Origin of the sequence: Rhizobium sp. SEMIA 4085, assembly GCF_013004495.1 — a bacterium.
Classification (GTDB): Bacteria; Pseudomonadota; Alphaproteobacteria; order Rhizobiales; family Rhizobiaceae; genus Rhizobium; species Rhizobium gallicum.
On the sequence record NZ_JABEPH010000010.1, the window covers coordinates 1 to 12,912 of the forward strand.

Annotated in this window: 11 protein-coding genes; all 11 read left to right on the forward strand. The window is 60.0% G+C overall.

From position 1 onward, the window contains the following. Positions 1-1,845 (forward strand): ATP-dependent zinc metalloprotease FtsH (ftsH, locus tag C9413_RS02255; RefSeq protein ID WP_170250152.1); only part of this gene is annotated, 1,845 nt, incomplete at its 5' end. A gap of 241 nt (positions 1,846-2,086) precedes the next feature. Beyond that, positions 2,087-3,439 (forward strand): phosphoglucosamine mutase, encoded by a 1,353-nt coding sequence (gene glmM, locus C9413_RS02260; protein ID WP_170250153.1) that lies wholly within the window; start codon positions 2,087-2,089, stop codon positions 3,437-3,439. Between the two features lie 232 nt (positions 3,440-3,671). Then, on the forward strand, positions 3,672-4,058 hold the full coding sequence (locus tag C9413_RS02265) for a cytochrome c family protein (RefSeq protein WP_039846015.1): 387 nt from the start codon (positions 3,672-3,674) through the stop codon (positions 4,056-4,058). Positions 4,059-4,203: 145 nt separating this feature from the next. After that, on the forward strand, positions 4,204-5,028 hold the full coding sequence (locus C9413_RS02270; RefSeq protein WP_039846014.1) for a cytochrome c oxidase subunit II: 825 nt from the start codon (positions 4,204-4,206) through the stop codon (positions 5,026-5,028). A 31-nt stretch (positions 5,029-5,059) separates the two neighbouring features. Next, positions 5,060-6,838: a cytochrome c oxidase subunit I gene (locus tag C9413_RS02275; protein ID WP_170250154.1), complete on the forward strand. Its 1,779-nt coding sequence runs from the start codon at positions 5,060-5,062 to the stop codon at positions 6,836-6,838. Continuing rightward, positions 6,835-7,542, forward strand: coding sequence for a cytochrome c oxidase subunit 3 (locus C9413_RS02280; protein ID WP_170250155.1), 708 nt, complete (start codon positions 6,835-6,837; stop codon positions 7,540-7,542). The genes C9413_RS02275 and C9413_RS02280 overlap by 4 nt, the downstream gene beginning before the upstream one ends. A gap of 10 nt (positions 7,543-7,552) precedes the next feature. Next, positions 7,553-8,275 carry a heme-copper oxidase subunit III family protein gene (locus C9413_RS02285; protein WP_039846011.1) on the forward strand — a complete coding sequence of 241 codons (723 nt, stop codon included), beginning with the start codon at positions 7,553-7,555 and terminating at the stop codon, positions 8,273-8,275. Positions 8,276-8,283: 8 nt separating this feature from the next. Continuing rightward, positions 8,284-8,616 carry a cytochrome C oxidase subunit IV family protein gene (locus C9413_RS02290; protein WP_039846010.1) on the forward strand — a complete coding sequence of 111 codons (333 nt, stop codon included), beginning with the start codon at positions 8,284-8,286 and terminating at the stop codon, positions 8,614-8,616. A 217-nt stretch (positions 8,617-8,833) separates the two neighbouring features. Then, positions 8,834-9,670 carry an outer membrane protein gene (locus C9413_RS02295; protein ID WP_039846009.1) on the forward strand — a complete coding sequence of 279 codons (837 nt, stop codon included), beginning with the start codon at positions 8,834-8,836 and terminating at the stop codon, positions 9,668-9,670. Between the two features lie 364 nt (positions 9,671-10,034). Beyond that, complete coding sequence (locus C9413_RS02300) at positions 10,035-11,213, forward strand: phosphoserine transaminase (RefSeq protein WP_039846008.1); 1,179 nt, start codon at positions 10,035-10,037, stop codon at positions 11,211-11,213. Between the two features lie 81 nt (positions 11,214-11,294). After that, a complete protein-coding gene (gene serA, locus C9413_RS02305) occupies positions 11,295-12,890 on the forward strand; it encodes a phosphoglycerate dehydrogenase (protein WP_039846007.1) in 1,596 nt (531 codons plus the stop codon). The last annotated feature ends 22 nt before the right edge of the window (positions 12,891-12,912 follow it).

Below are 12,912 nucleotides of genomic sequence, written 5' to 3' on the forward strand. Positions count from 1 at the left end.
GCGCAGACCGGCTCGCGCGACATACCCTATTCGCAGTTCCTGCGTGAGGTCGATGCGGGCCGCGTCAAGGAAGTCGTCGTCACGGGCAACCGTGTGTCGGGAAGCTATGTTGAAAACGGCACCACCTTCCAGACCTATTCTCCTGTCATAGATGACAACCTGCTCGAGCGCCTGCAGTCGAAGAACGTCCTGGTTTCGGCCCGGCCTGAAACCGACGGTTCGTCAGGCTTCCTGAGCTATCTCGGCACGCTGCTGCCGATGCTGCTCATTCTCGGCGTCTGGCTGTTCTTCATGCGGCAGATGCAAGGCGGCTCGCGTGGCGCGATGGGCTTCGGCAAGTCGAAGGCCAAGCTGCTCACGGAGGCGCATGGCCGCGTCACCTTCGATGACGTCGCAGGCGTCGACGAAGCCAAGCAGGACTTGGAAGAAATCGTCGAATTCCTGCGCGATCCGCAGAAGTTCCAGCGCCTCGGCGGCAAGATCCCGCGCGGCGTGCTGCTTGTCGGCCCTCCGGGTACCGGTAAGACGCTGCTCGCCCGCTCCGTTGCCGGCGAAGCCAACGTCCCGTTCTTCACCATCTCGGGTTCCGATTTCGTCGAAATGTTCGTCGGCGTCGGCGCAAGTCGCGTCCGCGACATGTTCGAGCAGGCGAAGAAGAATGCGCCCTGCATCATCTTCATCGACGAAATCGACGCCGTCGGCCGCCATCGCGGCGCCGGTCTTGGCGGCGGCAACGACGAGCGCGAACAGACGCTCAACCAGTTGCTGGTCGAGATGGACGGCTTTGAGGCCAATGAAGGCATCATCCTGATCGCCGCGACCAACCGCCCTGACGTTCTCGACCCCGCACTGCTACGTCCGGGCCGTTTCGATCGTCAGGTTGTCGTTCCGAATCCGGATATCGTCGGCCGCGAGCGCATCCTCAAGGTACATGCCCGCAACGTTCCGCTGGCGCCGAATGTCGACCTCAAGGTTCTCGCCCGCGGTACGCCCGGCTTCTCCGGTGCTGACCTGATGAACCTCGTCAACGAAGCCGCCCTGATGGCCGCACGCCGCAACAAGCGCGTCGTCACCATGCAGGAATTCGAAGACGCCAAGGACAAGATCATGATGGGCGCCGAGCGCCGCTCTTCGGCGATGACCGAAGCGGAAAAGAAGCTCACGGCCTATCACGAAGCTGGCCATGCGATCACGGCGCTCAACGTCGCCGTCGCCGATCCGCTGCACAAGGCAACGATCATTCCGCGCGGCCGTTCTCTCGGCATGGTCATGCAGTTGCCCGAAGGCGACCGCTACTCGATGAGCTATAAGTGGATGGTCTCGCGCCTCTGCATCATGATGGGCGGCCGCGTTGCGGAAGAACTAACCTTCGGCAAGGAGAACATCACCTCCGGTGCGTCCTCGGATATCGAGCAGGCCACCAAGCTTGCCCGCGCGATGGTCACGCAGTGGGGCTTTTCCGACCAGCTCGGTCAGGTTGCCTATGGCGAAAACCAGCAGGAGGTCTTCCTCGGCCATTCCGTATCGCAATCGAAGAACGTTTCCGAGGCCACGGCTCAAAAGATCGACAACGAAGTGCGTCGGCTTATTGACGAGGCATACACGCAGGCGCGTGATATCCTCACCGAAAAGCACGACGATTTCGTCGCGCTTGCCGAAGGCTTGCTTGAGTACGAAACGCTGACCGGCGAGGAAATCAAGGCGCTGCTGCGCGGTGAAAAGCCCGCTCGCGACCTTGGCGACGATTCGCCGCCGAGCCGCGGCTCGGCCGTGCCGAAAGCCGGCGCACGCCCGGCTTCCAAGGGCGACGAGCCGGAAGCAGGGCTCGAGCCTCAGCCGCATTGACGGAAAGCAACTCGAACGAACAAGGCCGGATTTTCCAGCAGAAGATCCGGCCTTTTTCCGTCGGTAACGGGATATAATCAATTTTCTTGGTAATTTACGTGATGGCGCATAGGATTTGTGGCATGCCGCTATCATGAAGAGGCCGCAATGAGGCTTTGTATTGGGGCGAATCGTCTCTGCGGCTTGAATTGCTTGGCGCAACGCGCTGCCTTCTTGGCGCGCTGAAAGCATAGGGGACCATATGAAAAGACGTTACTTCGGCACAGACGGCATTCGCGGGCAGTCGAATATCTTCCCGATGACGCCGGATCTGGCGATGCGGGTCGGCATTGCAGTCGGTACGATCTTCCGCCGCGGCAATCACCGCCATCGCGTGGTCATCGGCAAAGACACGCGTCTCTCCGGCTATATGCTGGAAAATGCCATGGTGGCGGGCTTCACGGCCGCTGGTGTCGATGCATTCGTTCTTGGCCCGATTCCGACGCCCGCAGTCGCCATGCTGACACGTTCGCTGCGTGCCGATATCGGCGTCATGATTTCCGCCTCGCACAATCCATACGAGGACAATGGCATCAAGCTCTTTGGCCCCGACGGCTACAAGCTTTCCGACGATATCGAAATACAGATCGAAGACTTGATGGAGAAGGATCTCCACACGCAACTTGCCAAGTCCGACGACATCGGCCGTGCCAAGCGCATCGATGGCGTGCATGACCGCTACATCGAGCATGCGAAGCGCACGCTGCCGCGCGATGTCACGCTGCAGGGCCTGAGGATTGCGATCGACTGCGCCAATGGTGCCGCCTATAAAGTGGCACCGGCCGTGCTTTGGGAACTCGGCGCCGATGTCGTAACGATCGGCAACGAGCCGACCGGGACCACCATCAATCTCAACTGCGGTTCCACGAGCCCCGTTGCCTTGCAGAAGAAGGTCGACGAAGTGCGGGCCGATATCGGTATCGCGCTCGATGGCGACGCCGATCGGGTCATCATCGTGGATGAAAACGGCACGATGGTCGACGGCGACCAGCTGATGGCGGTGATCGCCGAAACGTGGGCGGAGAACCAGCAGCTTCGCGGCAACGGCATCGTTGCGACCGTGATGTCGAACCTCGGCCTGGAACGCTTTCTCGAAGGCAAGGGGATGGGTCTTGCCCGCACCAAGGTTGGCGACCGCTATGTCGTCGAGCACATGCGCCAGCACAATTTCAACGTCGGCGGCGAACAGTCCGGGCATATCGTGCTCTCGGACTACGGCACGACCGGCGATGGCCTTGTTGCCGCGCTGCAGATTCTTGCTGCCGTCAAGCGCACTGGCAAGACCGTCAGCGAAGTCTGCCGCCGCTTCGAGCCGGTGCCGCAGCTTCTGCGCAATGTCCGCATTTCCAGCGGCAAGCCGCTGGAAGACCTGCAGGTGCAGCAGGCAATCGCCGATGCGGAAGCCGAGCTTTCCAAGAACGGCCGCCTCGTTATCCGCCCCTCCGGCACCGAACCGCTAATCCGCGTCATGGCGGAAGGCGACGACCGGGCGCAGATCGAGCGCATTGTCAACGAGCTGATCGGCATGATCTCGGGCGTCCGTACCGCCGCTTAGTTCTGCCTTGGATGATCGATCACAGCCGGCGCCAATGCGCCGGCTTTTTTGCCTGCGTCATTCGTTTCAGCACAATCTTATTGGATGAATTGACTTATCGGCGAGGAGGCATAGCTTTTTCCTGATCGCACAAGTGTCACCCGCCTGCAGCGGCGACAACACGGCAAGCCATATTGCGATAGAAACATGGCGCCGGCCGTCGTTTCAGGCAACCTGGGAGGATTGGGTTGTCATGCGGTATCGCATTCTCTTAGCCGGCTTATGTGTTGCCATGCTTCCTGCTTTTGGCGTGAATGCCCAAGAGGGCGATGCCGCGGCGGGCGCTACTGTTTTCAAAAAATGCGCCATATGTCATGTGGCCGATACGGACAAGAACAAGGTCGGTCCGTCGCTGAACCGGATTCTTGGCAGGAAGGCGGCGACGCATCCGAATTTCAGCTATTCCCCGGCAATGAAGAAAGCAGGCGAGGGCGGGCTTGTTTGGGATGAGGCAACACTGCGCGACTATCTCCACGATCCCAAGGGAAAGATAAAGGGAACGAAGATGGTGTTTGCCGGGCTGAAGGATGACAGCGAGATCAACAACCTCATCGCTTACCTCAAGCAGTTTTCCCAATAGATGTGATGCGAATGCCTTACGGTCGCCGCAACGCCGCTTTCGCTGTCGTCATTGTCCACACGACTTGTTCGTGAGATAATGCTAAAAATACACCGACGGATTGCGGATTTCGCCCTGTGGCAAGTCACAGTTCAAGGAGCAGGCAATGGCTATCGTGCTGGTTCTGGTTCTGCTGGTCGTGGGATCCGTCGTGTTCCATTTGCTGAGCCCGTGGTGGTGGACGCCGATCGCCTCCAACTGGAGCTACATCGACAACACCCTGCTGATCACCTTTGCGATCACCGGTCTGGTGTTCGTGGCGGTGGGTTCCTTCATGGCCTATTGCGTGTTCCGGTTCCGGCACAAACCCGGAAACCAGGCTGCCTATGAGCCGGAAAACAGGCGGCTGGAGATATGGCTTGCGGTGGTAACCTCCGTCGGGGTTGCCGCGATGCTTGCGCCCGGGCTCGTCGTGTGGAACCAGTTCATCACCGTGCCCGCCGATGCGCACCAGATCGAGGTCGTCGCTCAACAGTGGCAGTGGAGTTTCCGGATGCCGGGCGCAGACGGACGGCTGGGGAAATCCGATACCCGTGAGGTCAGTCCGGAAAATCCCCTTGGCCTGAACAAGAACGACACCGCAGGGCTCGACGACGTCATCGTCGAGGGAGGTGAGTTGCACCTGCCGATCGGCAAGCCGGTCAAGGTCCTGCTTCGTTCGATCGACGTCCTTCATGATTTCTACGTGCCGGAGTTCCGGGCAAAGATGGATATGATCCCCGGCATGGTGACCTATTTCTGGTTTACGCCGACGCGCACGGGAACGTTCGAAATCCTTTGCGCCGAGCTGTGCGGCGTCGGGCATTCGCAAATGCGCGGAACGGTCATGATCGATGAGGAGGTCGCCTACCAGGCGTGGCTGGCGGAGCAGACGACATTCACGCAGATGCTGGCATCGGGGCAAGCGCAGCCGGCAGAACAGGCGCAGTAACTATCGGAGGAACAGGGAGGACGGACATATCATGGTCGATATCCGATCGGGCGCCGGGGAGGTCATCCCGCCTGCAGAAGTCGAAGATGTGGAACTTTACCATCCGAAGAGCTGGTGGACGAAATATGTCTTCAGCCAGGATGCCAAGATCATTGCCGTCCAATACTCGGTGACGGCGATGGCGATCGGTTTCGTGGCGCTCGTCCTGTCCTGGTTGATGCGCCTGCAGCTTGCCTTTCCCGGTTACTTCGCTTTCATCGACGCGGAGCACTATTACCAGTTCATCACCATGCATGGCATGATCATGGTGATCTATCTTCTCACCGCACTGTTTCTCGGCGGTTTCGGCAACTACCTCATTCCCCCGATGCTCGGCGCCAGGGACATGGTGTTTCCCTATGCCAACATGCTGAGTTACTGGATCTATCTGCTCGCCGTGCTGGTGCTCGTCGCCGGATTTTTCGCGCCCGGCGGACCAACCGGGGCCGGCTGGACGCTCTATCCGCCGCAAGCCATTCTTTCGGGCACGCCGGGCGGACAGGACTGGGGCATCATTCTCATGCTGTCGTCGCTGATCCTGTTCATCATCGGCTTCACGATGGGCGGCCTGAATTATGTCGTGACCGTGCTGCAGGGACGCGCGCGCGGCATGACGCTGATGCGCATGCCGCTGACGGTCTGGGGAATTTTCACCGCGACGGTCATGGCGCTGCTTGCCTTTCCCGCACTTTTCGTTGCCGCCGTGATGATGCTGTTCGACCGGCTGCTCGGGACGAGCTTCTTCATGCCTGCCATCGTGGAGATGGGCACGCAGCTGCAGCAGGGTGGCGGCAGTCCCATCCTTTTCCAGCATCTCTTCTGGTTCTTCGGCCATCCCGAGGTCTATATCGTGGCGCTCCCCGCCTTCGGGATCGTCTCCGATCTCATTAGCACGCATGCGCGAAAGAATATCTTCGGCTATCGCATGATGGTCTGGGCGATCCTGATCATCGGGGCGCTCAGCTTCATCGTCTGGGCGCATCACATGTATGTCAGCGGCATGAACCCGAATTTCGGCTTCTTCTTTGCCGTCACGACGCTCATCATTGCGGTGCCGACAGCGATCAAGGTCTATAACTGGGTGCTGACGCTCTGGCGCGGCGATATCCACCTGACGCTGCCGATGCTTTTTGCGCTCGCCTTCATTCTGACTTTCGTCAATGGCGGCCTGACGGGGCTGTTCCTCGGCAATGTGGTCGTCGACGTGCCGCTGTCCGATACGATGTTTGTGGTGGCGCATTTTCACATGGTGATGGGCGTGGCACCGATCCTGGTCATTTTCGGTGCGATCTATCATTGGTATCCGAAGGTGACCGGGCGCATGCTGGACGAGACGCTGGGGCACATCCATTTCTGGACCACGTTCATCGGCACCTATGCGATCTTCTTTCCCATGCACTATCTCGGCCTGGTGGGCGTGCCTCGCCGCTATTATGAGATGGGCGAGACGGCTTTCGTTCCGCCGTCCGCCGATACGCTGAACGTTTTCATCACCGCTGCTGCGCTGATTGTCGGGGCAGCGCAGATCGTCTTCCTGTTCAACCTGGTCTGGAGCCTTTTCAGGGGCCGGGAAGCCGGCGGCAATCCGTGGCGTGCGACAACGCTGGAATGGCAGACGCCGCAGACCCCGCCGGTGCATGGCAACTGGGGCAAGGAACTGCCGGTGGTCTACCGTTGGGCGTATGATTACAGCGTGCCAGGCAATAGCCAGGACTTCCTTGCGCAGAATGATCCGGGCACCGCCCGGACGACGGCGGGAGCAGCTGCATGAGCGTCATGATGATCTTCCTGGCGGTCATCGCCGTCATCGTCCTTTGGTGGATGACCCAGCACCGGCTGACATCCAAGCCGTGGCTGGAAGTGGGACTGGTGACCGAGTCGGCCGGCCAAAAGCGATTGCCGATCGCGCCCGCCAGGGTCGGGCTCGGCATTTTCCTCGCCGTAGTTGGCGCGCTCTTTGCGCTTCTGATTAGCGCCTACTCCATGCGCATGGCGGCAGCCGACTGGTGGGCGACGCCAATTCCCGGGCTGCTCTGGGTCAACACCGCCGCGCTTGCGCTCAGCAGCGTCGCGCTCGCATGGGCAAAAGGCGAGGCACGCCGCGGTCGTAGCGACATCATGCGGGTTGCGCTTCTTTTGGGGTTGGCGACGGTATTCCTCTTTCTCGCCGGACAGGTGATGGCGTGGCGGGAGCTTGCGGCGGCCGGTTACGTGCTTGCCGACAATCCTGCCAACAGCTTCTTCTACATGCTGACCGGCCTGCACGGCCTGCACATTCTGGGCGGTCTGGCGGTGCTCGGCCGCACGACGGGCAGGGCCTTCGACAGTCGTTTCCCTGCCCGCAGGCTGTACCTCAGCCTCGAGCTCTGCGCCGTCTACTGGCATTTCATGCTTTTCGTCTGGGTGGTTCTCTTCGCACTCTTTGCCGGCTGGGCGAATGATTTCGTCGATCTCTGCCGCCAGCTGATTTCGTGAGGGATGAAGGATGGCTGAATATACGCAAGCGCAAACCGGCGGAACACTCCAGCGGCCCGAAGGCCTGCGTGGGATCGCGGCCGATCTCTCTTCCGACCAGCGGGCGTTCAAGAACGTCTCGTGGGGGAAGGCCATGATGTGGATCTTCCTCCTCAGCGACACCTTCGTCTTCGGCTGCTTTCTGCTTGCCTATATGACTGCGCGCATGTCTACGCCTGTCGATTGGCCGAATCCCAGCGAGGTCTTCGCACTTCATATCGGTGGGCAGGAATTGCCGCTGATCCTGATCGCCATCATGACCTTCGTCCTCATCAGCAGTTCCGGCACGATGGCGATGGCTGTCAATTTTGGATATCGCCGCGAACGCGGCCGGACGGCTGCCCTGATGCTGTTGACAGCGGTTCTCGGCGCGACATTCGTCGGCATGCAGGCGTTCGAATGGACGAAACTGATCTCGGAAGGCGTGCGGCCCTGGGAAAATCCCTGGGGTGCGGCGCAATTCGGTTCGTCGTTCTTCATGATCACGGGATTCCACGGCACCCATGTCACTTTCGGCGTAATCTTCCTTCTGATCGTCGCCCGCAAGGTCTGGCGCGGTGATTTCGACACGGAGCGGCGGGGCTTTTTTACCAGCCGCAAGGGTGATTACGAGATCGTTGAGATCATGGGTCTCTACTGGCACTTCGTCGATCTCGTCTGGGTATTCATCTTCGCATTCTTCTATTTGTGGTGAGAACTGCCATGGCACATGCGCAAACGCATTCCGGACAACAACACCCCGTCAAGCTCTATCTCCTGGTCTGGGGGTTGCTCTTCGTCCTCAGCACCTTCTCGTACCTGGTCGACTATTTCGCCATCCAGGGCTATGCGCGGTGGTTCCTGATCCTGTTCTTCATGGTGCTGAAGGCAGGACTGATCGTCGCCGTCTTCATGCACATGGCCTGGGAGCGGCTGGCACTTGTCTATGCAATCCTGGTGCCGCCGGTTCTGGTGCTTGTTTTCGTCGCCATGATGGTCTCGGAATCGAACTATACGATCTTCACGCGGCTGACCTTCTCCAGTGTGGGCCTCTGATGCGATCACTTGTCGAACCTTAGAAGATCGAAGAATTGTTTGGCTTCGACATGTTTCCGTTCAATTCAACGGGTTGGTAGCCATGTTGCTTGGCAAAAAACGTAGTTAATTTTTACAGTTAAGCAGCTTTTAACATTTCCAATTCATTATCCATGCAAAGCCTATCAGATTGGCAGGGGGTCCGCTCTGCCGATGCAACTGGATTTTGGAGTGGATCATGAAAAGAAGCTTGGCCGGTATCTTTGCCGCATTGCTTGTCACATCAAATGCTTTCGCCGCCGATCTCGCTCCTATCGAGCCCGTGCCGGAAATGCCGCCGGAAGTCACGGTCACTGAATCGACCGGCTGGTATCTGCGCGGCGATGTCGGCTACGGCTTCACCGACATGCGCGGGGCCCGCTACTTCCAGGGAAGCAACGCCAATGAGGTCGATTTCGACAGCGCCGAGCTGCGCGACTCCTGGACGGTCGGCGGCGGCGTTGGTTACCAGATCAACAATTACTTCCGCACGGACCTCACGCTCGACTACCTGACCAAGGCTGATTTCCGCGGCTCAACGACCGGCCTGTGCGGCGCCCCGCTCGAGGCCTGTACGTCTCGCGACGTCTCCTCGCTCACGGCCTGGACACTGATGGCGAATGCCTATGTCGACCTCGGCACTTACGGCATCTTCACGCCTTATGTCGGCGGCGGTATCGGCGGTACCTATGTCAAATGGAAAAACCTTCGTAACGTCTCCTGCCAGGATGATGGCGGCGGCTGCGATGACGAAGTGATCCATGGCGGCCGCGGCAACTGGCGCTTCAGCTACGCGCTCATGGCCGGCGCCTCGATCGACGTCACTTGTAACGTCAAGGCGGATGTCGGCTATCGCTTCCTTCATGTCGATGGCGGCAGCATGTTCGGTTACGCGAGCAATGGTGGTCCTGGCCGGGACAAGGGCTTCAATGTTCATGAAGCTCGCGTCGGTGCCCGTTACCTCTTCGGTGGTTGCCAGCAGGCAAGCTATGAGCCGCCGCCGGAAATTCCGCTGCAGCCGTCGGTCTACAAGTGATCCGGAGTCTCAGCGACTGATCGAAAGCCGCCCGTCGGGGCGGCTTTTTCGTCATGGGTCGAGATCGAGTACGTTCGTAACTCGACTTCGAGGTGCGCCATTGTCTGCGCATCGAGTGCGCTTAGCAGGTGTTCAGGTCGAAGGCTGGGACTGCCCATATCTTGTCGCACATAGCATAGGACAGCCTTCTTCGGGTCGTTCTCTCCCTGTCGGCCCCGCATGGACGATGCGGGCTTGATCGCGCCTGCGTCAAAAAATCCTCCGGATGCGACACTTCCACGTTGACTATAATGCGCGTCATCTATATCCACGGCGGCGGGACACTCCTCCCCAACGAGGAGCTATCTATCTGGAAGGATAGCACATGGCGAAGACCGCAAAGCCGGACGTACGTCCGCAAAATACTCATTTCTCTTCTGGCCCCTGCTCGAAGCGCCCCGGTTGGACGCTCGATGCCCTGTCTGACGCGGCTCTCGGCCGTTCGCACCGCGCGAAAGTCGGCAAGGCAAAGCTGAAGCAAGCCATCGATCTTACCCGCGAAGTCCTGGAAGTGCCGGCGGATTACCGCATCGGCATCGTTCCGGCTTCCGATACCGGCGCCGTTGAAATGGCGCTCTGGTCGCTGCTCGGTGAGCGCGGCGTCGACATGCTCGCCTGGGAAAGCTTCGGCGCCGGCTGGGTCACCGATGTCGTCAAGCAACTGAAGCTCAAGGACGTCCGCAAGCTCGAAGCCGGTTACGGCGAGCTGCCAGACCTTGCCTCCGTCGATTTCGACCGCGACGTGGTCTTCACCTGGAACGGTACCACGTCGGGCGTTCGCGTTCCGAACGGTGATTTCATCCCGGCCGACCGTAAGGGGTTGACGATCTGCGACGCGACGTCTGCCGCTTTTGCGCAGAAACTCGATTTCGCCAAGCTCGATGTCGTCACCTTTTCCTGGCAGAAGGTTCTCGGCGGCGAGGGCGCCCATGGTGTCATTATCCTTTCGCCGCGCGCGGTTGAGCGCCTGCTGACCTATACGCCGGCCTGGCCGCTGCCGAAGATCTTCCGCATGACTTCCGGCGGCAAGCTCTCCGAAGGCATTTTTCAGGGCGAGACGATCAACACGCCTTCGATGCTCTGCGTCGAGGACTATCTCGATGCGCTTGTCTGGGCAAAGCAGCTCGGCGGCCTCAGGGCGCTGATGGCGCGTGCCGATGCGAATGCCAAGGTCATCGCCGATTTCGTTGTGGCCAACGACTGGATCGCCAACCTGGCGGTGAAGCCGGAGACTGCGTCGAACACGTCGGTCTGCCTGAAGATCGTCGACAAGGATGTTGCGGCACTCGACGCCGACGGCCAGGCGAATTTTGCCAAGGGCATCGTCTCGCTGCTCGAAAAGGAGGGTGTCGCCTACGACATCGGCCATTATCGCGACGCGCCGTCGGGCCTCCGTATCTGGGCAGGCGCCACGATCGAAACCGCCGACATGCAGAAGCTGATGCCCTGGCTCTCCTGGGCCTTCGAGACGCAGAAGGCGACGCTTTCCCAGGCTGCTGCCTGACGTGATCGCATCCGGCTCCGCTCACTGAGCGGGGCCTCGCATTCATTTATCATCGCTGAACACTTTTGAAGGAAGCCCCCAATGGCACCTCGCGTTCTCGTATCCGACGAATTGTCGGAAACCGCCGTCCAGATCTTCCGCGACCGCGGCGTCGAAGTCGATTTCCAGCCGCAACTCGGCAAGGACAAGGACAAGCTCGCCGAAATCATCGGCAACTATGACGGTCTTGCCATCCGCTCCGCCACAAAGGCGACGGAAAAGCTGATTGCAGCCGCGACCAACCTCAAGGTCATTGGGCGCGCCGGCATCGGTGTCGACAATGTCGATATCCCGGCTGCCTCGCGCCGCGGCATCATCGTCATGAACACGCCCTTCGGCAACTCCATCACGACCGCAGAACACGCAATCGCGCTGATGTTCGCCGTTGCCCGCCAACTGCCGCAGGCTGATGCCTCGACGCAGGCCGGCAAGTGGGAGAAGTCGAAGTTCATGGGTGTCGAAATCACCGGCAAGACGCTTGGCGTCATCGGTGCCGGCAACATTGGCTCGATCGTCTGTGCTCGCGCCATTGGCCTCAAGATGCACGTTCTCGCCTACGATCCGTTCCTGTCCAAGGAGCGCGCCGAGGAAATGGGCGTTGTCAAGGTCGAACTCGACGAACTGCTTGCCAAGGCTGACTTCATCACGCTGCATGTGCCGATGACGGACAAGACGCGCGGCATCCTCAACAGGGAAGCACTGGCGAAGACGAAGCCGGGTGTGCGCATCATCAACTGTGCCCGCGGTGGTCTCGTCGATGAGGCTGCGCTTGCAGACGCGATCAAGTCCGGCCATGTCGCCGGTGCTGCCTTCGATGTCTTCGAGGTCGAGCCCGCCAAAGAAAGCCCGCTCTTCGGTCTGCCCAACGTCGTCTGCACGCCGCATCTCGGTGCGTCGACCACGGAAGCGCAGGAAAACGTCGCCCTGCAGGTTGCCGAGCAGATGGCGGATTACCTGGTCAAGGGTGCCGTTTCCAACGCTATCAACATGCCGTCGATCACGGCTGAAGAAGCGCCAATCCTGAAGCCGTTCATCAGGCTCGCCGACGTTCTCGGCGCCTTCGTCGGCCAGGTCACAGAGGAGCCGATCAAGGAAATCGAGATCCTCTACGACGGCGCCACGGCCAACATGAATACGCGGGCGCTGACGAGCGCGCTGCTTGCCGGTCTGATCCGCACGCAAGTTGCCGACGTCAACATGGTTTCGGCCCCGATCATGATCAAGGAAAAGGGCATCGTGCTCTCCGAGGTCAAGCGCGACAAGACCGGCGTCTTCGACGGCTACATCAAGCTCACGGTGACGACCGAAAGCATGACGCGCTCGATCGCCGGTACCGTCTTCTCCGACGGCAAGCCGCGCTTCATCCAGATCAAGGGCATCAACCTCGATGCCGATGTCGGCAGCCACATGGTCTATATTGCCAACACCGACGTTCCTGGCATGATCGGCTTCATAGGCACGACGCTCGGGGAAGCCGGTGTGAACATCGCCAACTTCCAGCTCGGCCGCGACAAGCAGGGTGGTGATGCGATCGCGCTCCTTTATGTCGATGGTCCGATCGGCGACGACGTTCTCGCGAAGCTGACGGCGCACCGGGCTATCCGCCAGGCCAAGCCCTTGGTCTTCGCGGTCGATTAAGATTTCCTCCCAAGGAAGAATG